General features: G+C 58.9%; 15 protein-coding genes. 2 read left to right on the plus strand and 13 right to left on the minus strand.

What is annotated here, in order from left to right; genetic code table 11:
• Positions 1-11: 11 nt before the first annotated feature.
• From ACODTZ_RS32585 to ACODTZ_RS32595, 3 genes are all read right to left on the minus strand, one after another.
• The gene (locus ACODTZ_RS32585) at positions 12-431 is read right to left on the minus strand and encodes an SOS response-associated peptidase family protein (RefSeq protein WP_489031002.1); all 420 of its coding nucleotides are present in this window, start codon (positions 429-431) and stop codon (positions 12-14) included.
• 7 nt (positions 432-438) lie between these two features.
• Positions 439-606 (minus strand): hypothetical protein, encoded by a 168-nt coding sequence (locus ACODTZ_RS32590; RefSeq protein ID WP_489031004.1) that lies wholly within the window; start codon positions 604-606, stop codon positions 439-441.
• Between the two features lie 230 nt (positions 607-836).
• Positions 837-1,040, minus strand: a complete 204-nt coding sequence (locus ACODTZ_RS32595; RefSeq protein ID WP_489031006.1) for a hypothetical protein — start codon at positions 1,038-1,040, stop codon at positions 837-839.
• A gap of 151 nt (positions 1,041-1,191) precedes the next feature.
• Between ACODTZ_RS32595 and ligD the strand changes: the two genes are divergently transcribed.
• Positions 1,192-2,256 (plus strand): non-homologous end-joining DNA ligase, encoded by a 1,065-nt coding sequence (gene ligD, locus ACODTZ_RS32600; RefSeq protein WP_489031008.1) that lies wholly within the window; start codon positions 1,192-1,194, stop codon positions 2,254-2,256.
• Positions 2,257-2,293: 37 nt separating this feature from the next.
• Here ligD and ACODTZ_RS32605 read toward each other — a convergent pair whose 3' ends face one another.
• From ACODTZ_RS32605 to ACODTZ_RS32635, 7 genes are all read right to left on the minus strand, one after another.
• The gene (locus ACODTZ_RS32605; protein WP_489031009.1) at positions 2,294-2,491 is read right to left on the minus strand and encodes a hypothetical protein; all 198 of its coding nucleotides are present in this window, start codon (positions 2,489-2,491) and stop codon (positions 2,294-2,296) included.
• A 1,127-nt stretch (positions 2,492-3,618) separates the two neighbouring features.
• Entirely contained in the window at positions 3,619-4,620 is a 1,002-nt protein-coding gene (locus ACODTZ_RS32610; protein ID WP_489031011.1) for an IS30 family transposase, read from the minus strand.
• A gap of 242 nt (positions 4,621-4,862) precedes the next feature.
• The gene (locus ACODTZ_RS32615; RefSeq protein ID WP_489031013.1) at positions 4,863-6,236 is read right to left on the minus strand and encodes an ISNCY family transposase; all 1,374 of its coding nucleotides are present in this window, start codon (positions 6,234-6,236) and stop codon (positions 4,863-4,865) included.
• A 265-nt stretch (positions 6,237-6,501) separates the two neighbouring features.
• Positions 6,502-8,007 (minus strand): tripartite tricarboxylate transporter permease, encoded by a 1,506-nt coding sequence (locus ACODTZ_RS32620; protein WP_489031015.1) that lies wholly within the window; start codon positions 8,005-8,007, stop codon positions 6,502-6,504.
• A gap of 1 nt (position 8,008) precedes the next feature.
• The gene (locus tag ACODTZ_RS32625) at positions 8,009-8,449 is read right to left on the minus strand and encodes a tripartite tricarboxylate transporter TctB family protein (protein WP_489031017.1); all 441 of its coding nucleotides are present in this window, start codon (positions 8,447-8,449) and stop codon (positions 8,009-8,011) included.
• A gap of 39 nt (positions 8,450-8,488) precedes the next feature.
• Positions 8,489-9,961 (minus strand): sulfatase-like hydrolase/transferase, encoded by a 1,473-nt coding sequence (locus ACODTZ_RS32630; RefSeq protein ID WP_489031019.1) that lies wholly within the window; start codon positions 9,959-9,961, stop codon positions 8,489-8,491.
• Positions 9,962-10,007: 46 nt separating this feature from the next.
• Positions 10,008-10,979, minus strand: a complete 972-nt coding sequence (locus ACODTZ_RS32635; protein ID WP_489031021.1) for a Bug family tripartite tricarboxylate transporter substrate binding protein — start codon at positions 10,977-10,979, stop codon at positions 10,008-10,010.
• Positions 10,980-11,095: 116 nt separating this feature from the next.
• Between ACODTZ_RS32635 and ACODTZ_RS32640 the strand changes: the two genes are divergently transcribed.
• The gene (locus tag ACODTZ_RS32640) at positions 11,096-11,989 is read left to right on the plus strand and encodes a LysR family transcriptional regulator (RefSeq protein WP_489031023.1); all 894 of its coding nucleotides are present in this window, start codon (positions 11,096-11,098) and stop codon (positions 11,987-11,989) included.
• 196 nt (positions 11,990-12,185) lie between these two features.
• Here ACODTZ_RS32640 and ACODTZ_RS32645 read toward each other — a convergent pair whose 3' ends face one another.
• From ACODTZ_RS32645 to ACODTZ_RS32655, 3 genes are all read right to left on the minus strand, one after another.
• Positions 12,186-13,142, minus strand: a complete 957-nt coding sequence (locus ACODTZ_RS32645; RefSeq protein WP_489031093.1) for an aliphatic sulfonate ABC transporter substrate-binding protein — start codon at positions 13,140-13,142, stop codon at positions 12,186-12,188.
• 62 nt (positions 13,143-13,204) lie between these two features.
• Positions 13,205-13,975, minus strand: a complete 771-nt coding sequence (locus tag ACODTZ_RS32650; RefSeq protein WP_489031025.1) for an ABC transporter ATP-binding protein — start codon at positions 13,973-13,975, stop codon at positions 13,205-13,207.
• Complete coding sequence (locus ACODTZ_RS32655) at positions 13,972-14,706, minus strand: ABC transporter permease (protein WP_489031095.1); 735 nt, start codon at positions 14,704-14,706, stop codon at positions 13,972-13,974. Before ACODTZ_RS32655 ends, ACODTZ_RS32650 begins: the two co-directional genes overlap by 4 nt.
• Between the last annotated feature and the right edge of the window lie 99 nt (positions 14,707-14,805).

Here is a 14,805-nt window from a genome sequence, read left to right on the forward strand (position 1 = left end):
CCGCGGCAGCATTATGCCGCCGCTACCGTGGCCGACTTTTGCACCGCCGCTCTCAAGGCGAGGGGGTGATCTTCGTCCAGTGCAAACCAGCGCTTGGTCTTCTTCGGCCTGGTGTCTTCGTATTCGCAGAAGGTCGTCCAGGGGACGATGCAGCGGTTGGTGGGGCCCAGCCAGCGTCGCCAGTGCGAGGAGCTGATGTTGCGGATATTGGTGACGCCGCAGTCCGGCTTGCCCTGCAGGATCGTCGGTGGTGATGGCATGCCCCAGGTCAGCATCGCCATCTCACGCCCCTCCGGCGTATTGCGCACCACCGGCCCGTACCGGTCCGGATAGACGTCGAGCGATGGCTGCAGATTGCCTAGCCGGTCCATCGCTTGTGTCAGCGCTCGTATCGCCTCCTGATTGGTGGAGACGTTATAGAGATTGCACATCTTCCCCTCACAGCTTTCTGTCGCGCCACACCGGGCGGCGCACGGTTTTCACCTCGACCAGCTCACGGACAACAAGCCCGACCACTTCGCTGGCCAGCAGCATCTTGAACTGCACGATCATGTGGGTCTTGCTTCCGCATCCGTCGCAGCGGAAGCGATGCTGCAGTTTCAGCACATGCAGGTCCTGCTGCAAGAGCTTTTGGATGTCGTTCGGCCGATAGTATCTGGTAATCTTTCAGTCGGTGCATCTGACCCTGACGAACATGCCCTGTCGATCCGCGTCCGAGAGTTTCGGAATCTGGTTCTCCCGGTAGGGGTGGGCACGCCCTTTGTAGATAACCGAGGGCGTGCATCAGGCTCTGCGGGATGCACTACGAATGTCGACATACGGAGTGGGCATCGGGATCATCGGTCGTAGCTCGGTTTCCAGCCGCGCGTCATGCCATGGCTCATGGCCCCTTCCGTCAGCACCAGCTCGCGACGCAGGTGTCGGCAGTCGTCGAGCAGCGTCTGGACGGCCGCCAGGGCATCTCCGCCGTGATAGGCAAGCAGTTCCTCAAGTTCGTTCCGCGCCTGTTCGTGTGCGGCATCTTTGGGCTTTGCAGACACGGCTTCTCCTTCACGCGCGAGCATGTTCTCAACCTGTGGACAATCTGTGGATAGCCACTCCAGCGCGGCTGCCGATGTTCTTATTATGTTCTTCTATGACTGCCAGAGTCAATGAGGATTCTTTTTAAGCTTTGTCTGCTGCAATCGCTGCATGACCAAGCCGCCGCGCAAGCCGACGACAAAGCCGCTGCTGAAGGACGACAAGCCCCCGCTCAAGAGCAGGCCGATCAGGAAGCGCGACCCGAAGCAGCCGCGGCTGCCGTTTGATCCGATGCCGGAGCGGGTGGAGCCATGCCTGGCGCTGCTTAAACCCAAGCCCCCGCATGGCAGCGAGTGGTCCTACGAGATCAAGTGGGACGGGTACCGGATTTCCCTCCACATTGAGCCGGGGAGGGTGCGGATCATCACCCGCGGCGGCCATGACTGGACGCATCGCTTCCCAGCCATCGCTGAAGCGGCCAGGCCCCTCTCGACGCACACAATGATCCTTGATGGCGAGGCGGTGGTTCTCGACGACGAAGGACGATCTGACTTCGGACTGCTGCAGCGGTCATTGGGAGCAACCGGCAAGCAAGGCGGCAAGCTGCCGTCGCAGAATTCCATCCTCTATGCCTTCGACCTTCTCTACTTCGACGGCCACGACCTGCGAGGTGTAGAGTATCGCGCCCGCCGGCATCTGTTGGAGGATGCACTGGCAGGGCAGCAGGGAGCGATCCGCCTGTCGGAAGAGGTGAATGAGGACCCGGATGTTCTGCTGGAACATGCGTGCCGCCTGGGACTCGAAGGCATTATCGCCAAGCACCGCGACCGTCCCTACCGATCCGGCCGCACCGGCGACTGGATCAAGGTCAAGTGCGTCCAGAGCGACAGCTTCGTGATCGTCGGCTATGAGCCATCCACCGCCGTGCCCGGTGCCATAGCCAGCCTGCTGCTCGCTGCCCGTTACCGAGACGGGTTCGTCTATGTCGGCAGTGTCGGGACCGGCTTCAAACATGACGAGGCGAGGGCGCTGAAGAAGACCCTCGACAAACTGAAGACACGCCTTCCTCCGGTCCAGGTGCCGGGCAAGAACCTGGTGCTATGCAGCCCGACGCTGATTGCGGAAATCGAGTATCGCGCCTGGACGGACGACGGCAAGCTTCGGCATCCAAGCTATAAGGGGCTGCGAGAGCGGCAGGACAATGCGGATATTTTCAAGATGAGTGAACAGGGCTGAGGCCGCGTGAAGCTCGCGACAGTTGACGCTACACCATTCAAGAGGTGATGCCGCGATCGAAGCGTATCGGCTCGTTGTTGAACGCTGCCGGCTCCAGCGGCTGATTATTCAGATCCACGACTTGGTCCGCTAGCCCGCGAAGCTCGCCTGCAATGACCATGAGAGAAGCAACCGCCTGAGACAAGGCAACGTCGTCTCGATCTGCAACTGCCTCAAGTTCCTCGCCTTCTGACATCGCTCATCCTCCGCCATTGATCGGGCGGAAAAAGCTAAGGCAGCGACAGGCGCAGGCAAACACCACCAGCTTCATCAAAAAGAGGTATAGGCCTACACCCTCTTCAACGATAGCGGGCACCCATAGCTCCTAAGGGCGGTCACGAGAGCAAGGAGTTCGAGGGTGGGAACTCGTTCGGGGGACGGCCGCATTGCTCTCGCGACACAGCAAGAACGGCACCATATGACCTCGGTTGCTGCTCCAATAAAGCAGGCCGACCTTTAGTTCCTCAGCCTAGAAAGCTCCAGCCTTCATTGCCAAGCAGAGTGGAACTGCCGAGAGACCGATGGCGACCAGCCAGCTGACGCCAAACTTTATCAGATACGTCCGCTTCGCCTTGGCCGCGTCCCACTCATACTTCATGCGCCACTCCACCCACTGCTGCGGCAGAGAACCATCGAAGTGAGACTGAGTCGAGTGCAAGCCTGCAACAGAAGCCGCTAATAGAAGAGAAGCATAGCTGTAGATGCCACGGCAACCAGCGTCACCGACGCCCGGATCTTCCTGATTCTCATCTTGGCAAACCGTTCAGCATTCCATTCGTAGATCATGAACATCTCCATATATGTTCACACCCTAATATGCGTAGCTTGCTGTTGCCTGCCCGGGCTCAAGAAAAACCCCGCCTGGTGACGCGCTGAGGTAGCCGCCTGCCATTGGGGGAGTAGCGGCAGCACTTCAATCGCACGGTCGGCGCCACAACGGTAGCCCGATTGGGCTCTGGTGGTACGGTAAAATAGAAGAGTCCGCTTACTGATGCCGTGGCCCAAGGCGGCACATCAACCGCGGGACCAAGGGGCTTTGGAGTGTACGTGGCTGCTTCTATCATGCGAGCAGTGTGGCGATGTCGGCATGAGCCCAAGATGAACCGGCCAAGTAGCCCCCCTGCAGAAGGCAAGCCTTGGCTGAAAGTCTAGCTTCGAGCGCTTGCACGATGCATGGCAGAAATAGAAACAAAGGAGGGCCAAGACCGCTGGTCCAATTTCTTCACCTAGGCGACAGATCCTTAGGGGGCATGTCCTGCCAGCGCGTAACAACATAGTGGAGAAGCTAACCCAAGTGCATCAGGCCGCTTGCAGGGTAGGTCATCACGCCTCATCCTGCAAATGCGCCATGAACACCTCGGCTGGCGTCTTGTAGCCAAGGCACTTCCGCGGCTGGTCGTTGAGGTGGCGGGCAAGGTGGATCAGGTCGTGCTGCGAGACGGCTGCCAGATCTGTTTTGCTTGGCATGAAGCGGCGAATGCGTTTGTTGGTGTTTTCTATGGCTCCCTTTTGCCACGGCGCACTTGGGTCGCAAAACCAGCTCCTCGCACCAATGCCATCTTCCAAAGCCCTGAACCCGGCAAACTCGGTACCGCGATCAAACGTGAAGCTCTGACGCGCGAATGCCGGCAAAGGAGAAAAAGCTCTGATGATCTTGTCCATGATCGGGCGAGAATGTCGGCTCGGATTCTTGATCAGAACGGTGTAGCGGCTCTTACGCTCCACGAGAGTGGTGACATTGGCATGGCCAAGTGGACGTTCGAAGATGAGGAGGTCTCCCTCCCAATGCCCAAACCTTGATCTATCTCCAATGAAATCAGGTCTTTGGGATATCCTGTGAGTGGCAGGAAACACACCGTCGCGCGGCTTCCTGGAGCGCAGTGGACGGCGTTTGCGACGCGCCTCCGGCAGATACTGATAAAGGCCCAGCTCATCAGCCTCCTTGCTGTAGATGAAGCGATAGATTGTCTCTTTACAGACGCGGACGAGGCTAGGTCCGGCCAACAACAGGCGTCCGGCGATCTGCTCAGGCGACCAGCGTGCCTCCAATTGGTTGATGATCTCCGTGCGCAAGTCCGTGTGCCGCCGCAGCTTTCTCAGCCGGCGTCGCCGTTCTTTGGAGATATCGTGCGCTACCGTACTGTAGTAGCCGTCGTAGCCAGGCAGTTCGCGATCCTCAAATCTATTGCGCTTGATCTCGCGGTAGATGGTCGAGCGATGGCGGCCAAGCTGACGGGCCATTTCGTTGACGGGAGCTCTTGCCGCCACCAACTGATGTAGGCGTCGTCGGTCGGCTAGGGTCAACTGCGTGTAGCATCGGGACATGCCAAAATCTCCAAAGTGAAGCCATTGAAATTACTGGCATGTCGCACTTGGAAATAGAATGTATCTTTTCGTTCGATTTGTGGCGGGAGAGTTGGAATGTCCGGCGGTTTGCAAGGTAGAAATGTCCGCGTGGTCATCACACGGCACAACGGTCAGCCCCGATCTGAGCGGCTGATCCCGGTTGCAAGATCAGATCGGGGCGGGTGGTAAATACACCTCTTCGGCTTTAGCTTTGACACGCCTCACTCCGCAGCCTGCTGTCGCGACATTGCTTTCTGGCGCCGTGCGATCACTGCCGGATCGATCATGAAATCCTTCCGCCGGCCAGGTCCGCGAGCCCGTTTGACGTAGCCATTCTTGTCACTGCTGCTCTTCACCTTCGGCTTGTCCTGCTGCTCCTGGCGCTCCTTGATATAGGCCAGAACATCACCCAACCGCTTGTTCTCGGTGATCGCGGCATGCGTCACCCGCTGGTCCTTGTCGAACACCGTGTAGGGCAGGGAGTAGCCTTTCCACCGCACATCCAGACGACCGTCGGCATAGGCATAGGTCTCGACATAGCGCCCCACCAGCCCACGCGTCACATCGGTCTCCTCCAGCATGATCCGCTGGCGCTCGAACGAAAACGTCAGCTGCGATCCAACATAGCGCTGCTCGCGTTTGCACAGGATCTCCGTCAACCGATCTGGCGCCAGATTCAGCGGCCGATGCAGATCATCAGACCGGGCAGGGGTAACCGCAAAACGCGCATTGTAGTCCTCCATGAAGTCCGGCAAAAACGCGTTGCCGGCCTCCATGCTGTCGATGCCGCAAAGCCTGAGCTCCTTGACCAGGCGGTCCTGCAGCGTCCGGTTCATGCGTTCGACACGACCCTTGGCCTGGCTCGAATTTGCGCATAGAATCTCGATGTTTAACTCGCAAAGTGCACGCCCGAACTGGGTCATGCCCTGGCCACCTTTGGCATCCTTCTTCGCCACCCGGAACACCGAATGCTTGTCCGAATAAAAGGCAATCGGCGCGCCGTGACGGTGGAGATAGAGTTCCAGCGCCTCGAAGTAGGTGAAGGCACTTTCCGAGCGCACGAAACGCAGCTGCATCAGCCTGCCGGTCGCATCGTCGACAAACACCAGCAGCGAGCAAGGCGGCCCGCGATCCTCGAACCAGCGATGCTCCGATCCGTCGATCTGCACCAACTCGCCATAAGCCTCGCGTCGAAGCCGCGGCTGGTGAAACGTCCGGCGCTGCTTGCGCGACAGCCACAGTCCGGCCTCGGACATCCAACCGCGCACCGTCTCGCGTGACACCCGCAAGCCATCGCGCTCAGCCAACTTCTCCGCCGCCAACGTCGGGCCGAAATCCGCATAACGTTCGCGAATCAGCGTCACCGCATAATCGCGAACCCCGTCGCTGATCCGATTGTTCGATGGTCGGCCGATCGCCTTGTGTCGGATCGACGCCGCGCCGCCAGTTCGCATCCGCTCCAAAAGCCGACGCACCTGGCGCTCACTCACGGCAAGAACGTGTGCCGCTGACACCGTAGTCATCCGGCCAGCGGCCACCTTCGATAAAATCTCAATCCGCTGCAGATCGCGCTCGCTCATCGCTATCAATCCCATCTGCAATCTCCCAGGTGCCGTTCAGACCCGGGGAGTGTGACATTCCAACTTTGCAGAAACAGGACATTCTAACTTTGCGGCTACACGATTTTATCGCATAACATGTATTATGGAACCAATGGGTTTGGCAATGGCATCGTCGTAGCTCAGATGCCGGATGTTCCAGCTCCTAACCCCACCGTTTTCGGAAGGTACAGCCATACAAGCCCATCTCGATAACGCTACGGCACGACATTCGGCCTAAGTGGCCCCAAAATGTGAAGTCTCAGTCAGCCTCAGCGAATATTTCCTCGCGTCGCTTTCTAACGATCGACAGAGCCGGAGCGACGATCAGCAAAACTGCGATCGCAAGCATCGTGGCGCTGATCGGACGTTCGACGAAGACGATGGGATTTCCGCGTGACAGAAGCAGAGCGCGGCGGAGATGCTCTTCCATCATGGGGCCGAGAATGAACCCGAGCAGCATCGGCGCCGGTTCGCACCGCAACTTCATAAGGACGTATCCAATCACGCTGAAAAGCACCAGCATCCATGCATCGAACATCGAATTGTTGAAGCTGAAGACGCCGATGCACGTGATGACCAGGATCGTCGGAAACAGGAGGTGATAGGGAAATGTCAGAAGCTTGACCCACAGCCCGACCAGAGGAAGGTTGAGCACCACAAGCATCGCATTGCCGATCCACATGGAGGCGATCAATCCCCAGAACAGCGCCGGTTGCTCCGAGATGACGTTCGGACCCGGCTGGATCCCGTGGATCATCAGCGCGCCAATCATCAGAGCCATGACAGGATTGGATGGAAGGCCGAGCGTCAGCATCGGGATGAATGAGGTTTGCGCCCCGGCATTATTTGCCGATTCCGGACCGGCCAGTCCCTGCAGAACGCCCGTCCCGAACTTCTCGGGCTCTCGGGAGATTTTCTTCTCGATCGCGTAGGACGCGAATGAGGAAAGCGTGGCTCCGCCACCAGGCAGAATTCCAAGAACCGATCCGATCGCTGTTCCTCGAAGGATGGAACCGAGCGCGCTGCGAAAGCGGGAAAGACCTGCCGCAAGCCCGGTGATCTGCACCACTGTCGCCTGTTCCTTTGAAGGGTCCTCGAGGTTTCGCAGGACTTCAGCGATTGAAAATAACCCCATTGCGACGGCAACGATCGACACGCCGTCGGAGAGCTGCAGGGCACCGAACGTGTAGCGCTGAACGCCAGATGTGACGTCCGTGCCCACCAGACCGAGAAGCAGTCCGAGAACCGCCATAGCGATCGCCTTCAAAACCGAGCCGTTGGCAAGGGCAATCGCCGCGATCAGGCCAAGCACCATCAGCGAAAAATACTCTGCCGGCCCAAACAGAAGGGCACCTCGTGCCAGTGGCGGCGCAAGTAGGGCGATGATCACGGTGGAAATCGTACCGGCTATGAACGAACCGATCGCGGCCATCGCGAGCGCCTCCCCGGCCCTGCCCTTGCGGGCCAACTGATAGCCATCGAGCGCCGTGACCACGGAGGATGACTCCCCGGGTGTATTGATGAGGATCGCCGTTGTCGATCCGCCATACTGGGCACCATAGAAGATGCCGGAAAGCATGATGAAACCGGAAACCGGCGGAAGTCCGAATGTCAGCGGCAGCAACATCGCGACAGTCGGAGCCGGTCCAAGCCCAGGCAGAACGCCGATCAGCGTCCCAATCAGCACACCGGCGAAACAATAGAAGAGATTAAGCGGCGAGAGGGCGGTTTCGAAACCGAGCGCAAGGTGTGACAACAGTTCCATATCAGCCTCCGAACCAGGAGCCGATGGCGTAGAGCGGCAGGCCGAGGGCCATACGGAAAATGAGATCGGAACAGATCGTGATGCCCGCGGCCAGAACGAGGGCAGATTTCCAGCGAAAATGCACGCTCGCGGAAGCGGCAAGCACAACCACGATCGGAAGGATCACATAGGTGCCGACGGGCTGTGTCAGGCCAGCGAAGATCGCAATAGCCGCTATTACCCGAACAAAGGGACCAAGCCTCGGCATGACGAAGGTTTCATCGGATATCAGGCTCTTTGCCAAGATCGCACCGCCCAACAGGATGAGCAAACACGACAGAATAATCGGAAAGAAGCCTGGTCCGATCCTGTGCATCGATCCGAAGCCGAAGTCCCGGCCGAGCAGCAGGAAGATCAATCCTGCCGCGATGAAAAACGCTCCCGCCAAGCGGTCTGTACCCATCGACCTATTCACATTGATACCCACTTCGCTTTTGCCTGCTTAAACACCACCGACGATGACGGAGGGATCCTGGAGTGGAGGGGCAGGGAAATGGAGGCCCCGCTGACCCGACAGTCCGCGGTTCGGCGCGACTGCTGCGACCGGCACGGAAACGCCGACGAACTCATTGCCTGCTACCGCCTGCAGATCCTCGCCGTAAAGCTCGCCGCGCAAGCGCTGTTTCAAAGCGGAGAGCACGTCGGCATAGGCGGCATTATCGCTCTGATCGGTCATTTCGTATGGATCCGTTTGCAGGTCGAAGAGCTGGAAACGGGAGCCGGCCGGGTACCAGATGAGCTTGTGACGCCCGTCATGCACCATTCGCATCGCCTTCGGCCCGGCGAGGGCCTCGGCATAGAGGAAAGCGCGGCGCTCGTCAGACACCATCGACAGGCCTTCGCATGTTTCCGGAACCGGCAACCCGGCGAGCGCCAGCAGGGTCGGCATGATATCCTGCAAACCAACGAGACGATCGTCCACGGCTCCCGCCCGCACGCGCCTGTCTGACGCGGCGCCGACAAGGATCATAGGAACGTTTGCGGATCCCTCGTGCATCAGCCGTTTCGCGTAGAGACCATGATTGCCGAGCATGTCGCCATGATCACTCGTGATCAGGATGATTGTGTTGTCGAGAATATGCTCCTCGCGCAACGTGCCGATCAGAATACGAATCTGATGATCGATATGCGTACAGAGGGCATAAAACGCTCGCCGCATGTCGGCGAGCTGTTCGGCCGGCAACTTTGCCCAATAATCACGGGTCAATTGCAGAGGATGGGGAAGTTCCTCATCGACGGCCCATGATCCGACATAGGGCTCGTCGATCGTTCTTGCCCGGTAGCGCTCCAGATAACTTGCCAGCGGAATGAGCGGCGGATGTGGGGGCGTGTAAGAGACATGCCAAAGTCCAGGACGGTTCGGATCGCGGCGCTTGATGCTGCGCGCCGCCGCCCAGGTCGTCCAATTGGTGACATGTAATTCCTCTGCCAGGTGCCAAGTACGCCAGCTGTACTCGTTATTGCTCATCCCATGCATGAACTGCTGGCCGGCATATCCCTTGTCGGCGAGGAACATCTCGTAGTCGTCCGTGCCACCGAGCGCACCGCGCCCCTCCTCGGCCAGGAGCGCGTCGTCGAACCCGATGCGGTCGCGCTGCGGGTAAACATGCAGCTTACCGATCGCCTGGGTCTGATAGCCATGCCGCCCGAAGGTCTGCGCGAGCGTCGGAAGGTCGGACGGCATCCGAAGTGACGGCTGGAACGTGCGGTCACCGTGGCGACGCGGACTGGTGCCCGTCATGATGGTCCGGCGTGCCGGAATGCATATTGGACATTCGGAATAGGCGCGCGAAAACCTCGTTCCGACCGACGCCAGATGATCCAGCGTCGGGGTTTCAATCACCGGATGCCCCGCGCATCCCAGCAGACTGCCCGGCCATTGATCCACGGTTATGAAAATGACATTGGGGCGCACGGCTTCGCCGCTTAGCGGTGAATGCTTCATGAGGATAAGAGACCTGTTATTCCTGGGTGGCACCGGACGAAGCGACGAGAGCTTTCATCTTCTCGTTTTCGGCTGCGATGAAGGTGGCGAATTTCTCCGGCGAGCCGCCGGCAATCCCGATGTTGAGGTCGGCAAATTTGCTCTTGATGTCGTCCTGATGAATGATTTCGTCGATCGCGGCATTGACCTTGCCGACGACCTCGTCGGGGACGCCGGCCGGGAAAAACACACCGTGCCATGAACTGAAGGCGTAGTCCTTGACGCCGGCTTCCGCCATCGTCGGAACATCCGGCAGCGCCTTGGAGCGTTCGGTCCCGGTCACAGCAAGGGCGCGCAAGTTGCCGCTTTTGACCTGCGGTATGGCGGTACCATCAATCATCATTTGCACGTGACCGGCAACCACATCGGTCAAGGCCGGCGCCGAGCCATTGTAGGGAATGTGGACCGGGGCGATATCGGCGAGCGTCTTGAAATACTCGAATGCGAGATGCTGCGGAGAGCCGATCCCGGACGAAGCGTAGGAAAAATCATCCGGCTTTTCCTTCACGAGAGCGATCAGCTCGGCAACCGAATTTGCTTTCAGCTGGGGATTGACGACCAGCAGCAGCGAAACAGAGGTAATCTGTATGACCGGTTTGAAATCCTTGATCGGGTCATAAGTGAGGTTCTTGTAAACATAAGGGCTGATCGCATGCGTGCTGATATCGCCGATCTGCATCGTGTAGCCATCGGGGGCGGCGGCGGCGAGCTGCGTCGTCGCAAGCGTACCGCCCGCGCCGGGACGATTTTCGACGATAACCGTCTGCCCCAATTTTTCGCTGAGCTTTGGCGCGATCGAGCGTGCAAGAAGGTCGGTATTACCGCCTGGAGCGAATGGCACGATCCAGGTAATCGGCTTTGTCGGCCAGGCATCCTGGGCGATAGCGACTACCCCTTGCATGCCCAAAACGATAGCGGCCGCGACTGCGGTTGAAAATAGTCTCTTCATGATCCCTCCCTAAGCCCCACGGCGCTCCCACGCCGCGACAATAGCTGTACCAAAGATAAAATATTAGGTATCTCATCGTTTCCTGATTTAGAAATTAGAGATTCTAATAAGTAACCATGGACCAGAGGCTTCTTTCGTCCTTCGTCGTGCTTGCCGAAGAGCTGCATTTTGTCAGGGCGGCTGCACGGCTACGCGTAACCCAATCCGCCCTTAGCCAGCAAATTGCCAAACTGGAGCAAGAGCTTGACGTCCAGCTCTTCGACAGAACCCGGCGACGCGTCGCGCTGACGGATGCCGGCCGAAGTCTGCTTGAAGAAGGCAGCATTGCGCTCAAGCAGCTGGCGCTGGCAGTCGATATGGCGAAACGGGCAGCACGCGGACATATTGGACGGCTCACGATCGGGTTTGCCGATGCCGCTGCGCTGAATGTGCTGCCGACTTTGACTTCGGAATTTTCACGCCTGTTTCCGGGCGTCAACATCATCCTTCACGAGATGATCTCCGCCGACCAGGTCGAGGCCCTTCGCGCCGGCCGCATCCAGATCGCGTTTCTCCGTCCGGTTTTTGACGACGAGGATTTCGAGACTGCGCTCGTGCTGCGCGAACCTTACGTTGTTGCGGTTTCCGCCACGCACCGGCTCGCATCCGCCAGTGTGGTCCGCCTTGCCGAACTCGGTGATGAGGGTCTGATCACCACGCAGGGAATCAAGGCCCGATACGTCCAAGGCAATTTTCGACCCTATCTCAAGAAGGCTGGGATCCAGTTGAAGACCGTGCAGGAGGTCAACGAACTCCATGCCATGCTCGGGCTCGTTGCCGGTGGGCTCGGGATAGCGCTATTTCCTCAATCGATCATCAAACTGCAGCTCGAAGGCGTCGTCTACAAAGCACTTCATTCCGGTGACACACCGATGGCGGAGATGCTCATCGCCAAACGATTGGATGACCGATCTGCAACGGCGATGCGCTTCATGGAGATGGCAAAAGCCTTCTACAAGCCGGGACGATAGCGCCCACGCCAACCAACCCAAGAAAACTGCTTGGGCGGAGAAAATCACCGGCGCTTGCCAGGCAGAGCAAGACACCGAGCGCAGCCTTACCTTACCGCCAGCCCCACCTATCGCCAGTGCTAGAATTGTCCGGTGTTCACCGCGGCCCTCGCCTTCCGAGTAAAAAGACCGGCCGGATTGCGCCGGCCGGCCGCTATCAGGCATTCACAAAAAGATCGCTGGTGAAAAACTGCTCGGGCGGGAGCGGATCCTTTACCGTGCCGAACTCTGCAAACATCTTGTTGAAGTCCAGCAACCACTTGTTGACTGTGCCATCCTTGGTGAAATCGTCCAGTTCCTTGCTGGTCAGGATCTTGCGGCTGCGGGCGACCTTCTCGGTCGTGTCTGCCGGCGCATTGATGAACGCTGTCGTGATCTCGATGGAGCGGTCGAGATTGGCCGCACGGTAGTCCATCGCCTTTTTCATCACGCGCAGGAATTTCTTCACCAGATCGGGATTCTGTTCGACGACTTCGTTGCGGGCGACGAAGGTGTTGATGAACGAGGTCTGCGGATAGAAATCCTGGTTGGATGCCAGCTCCTTCATGTCGGGAACGCGGGGCTTGATCGTGTCGATCAGGGGGTACCAGATGCCGGCGCCATCAATCTGCTTGGAGGTGAAGGCAGCCACCACGGTCGACGGATCCATCGGCACGACCTGAATGTCGCCGATCGTCATGCCAGCTTTGGTCAGCGCCATGCGCAGGATCATGTCGCCGGATGTCCCCTGCGGAACACCGACTTTCCTGCCCTTCAGATCCTGAATGGATCCGATGCCGGCCTGAGCGATGACGCGATCGGAGAAACCGATATCGTTGACACCGAGTACCTTTGCCTTGCCGCTGGCCGGAAGCCAGAGGGCGCCAGGGCCGATCGTGCCGAAATTCAGGCTGCCGGCACCCATGGCCTGGATCTGGATCGGACCATTGGTGAAGACCTTGATCGACGGCGTTACGCCTTCGGCTTCCCAGAGCTTCTGATCCTCGGCAATTGCCAGCACGCTTGCATTCGGAAAATCGGGGATATAGCCGATCGTCATGTCGGCCGACTGTGCGTTTGCCCTTCCGCCGATGGAAAATGCACTCACCGCAGCCACCGCGGCCGTGGTTTTCATCAGGTTACGTCTCGTCAGCATGTTCATTTCCTCCTTGTGACAGCCGATGATGAACGCAAGGTTCAGGCGGCGGCCGGATGGTAGACCGACCGCCAGACCTCGTTGCGCAATGTCGAAAATTCCGTTGAAAGGCGCATTTCCTCGGTGCGCGGATAGGGCAGATCGACCGGTATGATCCGGTGAAGCCGGCCGGGACGAGCAGCCATGACGACGACGCGGCTCGCCAGATACACCGCCTCGTCGACATCATGGGTGATGAACATGACGGTGCGACGCTCCTTGCTCCAGGTGGCAAGCAACTGGTCCTGAAGCTGTACGCGGGTCAGAGCGTCGAGAGCACCGAAAGGTTCGTCCATCAAAAGGATCTTGGGGTTCACCGCATAGGCTCGTGCAATGGCGCAGCGCTGCTTCATGCCGCCGGAAAGCGTCTTCGGCAGGGAATCGGCAAAATCACTGAGGCCGACGAGACCGATGAAGTGATCGGCAATCCTGCGCCGCTCCGCCTTGGCGTGGCCCGCAACCTTCAAACCAAATTCCACGTTCTGGCGAACCGTCAGCCAGGGAAAGAGGGCATATTGCTGGAAGATCACGCCGCGTTCGGGCCCAGGGCCTTTCACCGGCACACTGTCGACCAGCACCTGCCCTGACGAGGGAGCAATCAGGCCGGCGGCGATGTTCATCGCAGTCGACTTGCCGCAGCCGGACGGACCGACAACAGTGATGAATTCGCCATCCTCGATGTCGAGGTTGAGACTCTGGAGTGCAGCGAAGGAGGTCTGGCCGGCAATATTGAAGGTCTTGTTGACGTTCTGGAACGAGATCTTGGTGCTCATAGCTTTTCCTGCCAGGCTGTCAGCACGCCATCGATCGCGATGACGATCCGGTCCATGATGAGACCGAGCACACCGATGGCGATGAGGCTGACGAAAATCGTTGGAAGATCGTAGTAGAGTTGCGCCTGCTGCATGCGGAAACCGAGACCCGACTGTGCGGCAATCAGCTCTGCGGCCACCACCGTCGCCCAGGATGAACCGAGACCGATACGGATGCCGACCATGATATAGGGCAGCGAGGCCGGCACGATCACGCGGCGGAAGATCGTGAAGTCGTCGGCGCCAAGCACACGGGCGGCGTTGATCAGCGTCTTGTCCACATTGACCACGCCCTGGTTGGTCGCAACGACGCTGGTCAGGAACGAGGCCAGGAAGATGACGAAGATTTTCGGCGCTTCGTCGATGCCCATCGTAACGATCGCCAGCGGAATGATGGCGAGCGGCGGGATCGTGCGAAAGAACTGGACATAGGGTTCGACGATGCCGCGCGCAATGCGATACCAGCCCATCATGAAGCCGACGGGGATGGCGACAATGATGCCAAGGGCGAAACCGGTAAAGACGCGGCCGAGGCTGGCCAGCGCATCCGACCAGAGAAGACCGTTTTCAGCCTGGATCACGGCCTGTTTGGCGACCGCGATCGGTGTCGGCAGACCGACAATGCCCTGGCTCGTCACCAGCGCCCAAATCGCAATACCAACGACGACCGCAATAATGTTGATGGCCAGCATGCCTGCCGAACCGGATAGAAGAGATGGCCGTACCACTGGCTCCGGCTTTTCCTCAGATACTGCAACGGACAATGTCATGCCTCCCTCGCGAAAGCCTGT

The sequence above is a fragment of the Rhizobium sp. FG113 genome (assembly GCF_057809895.1).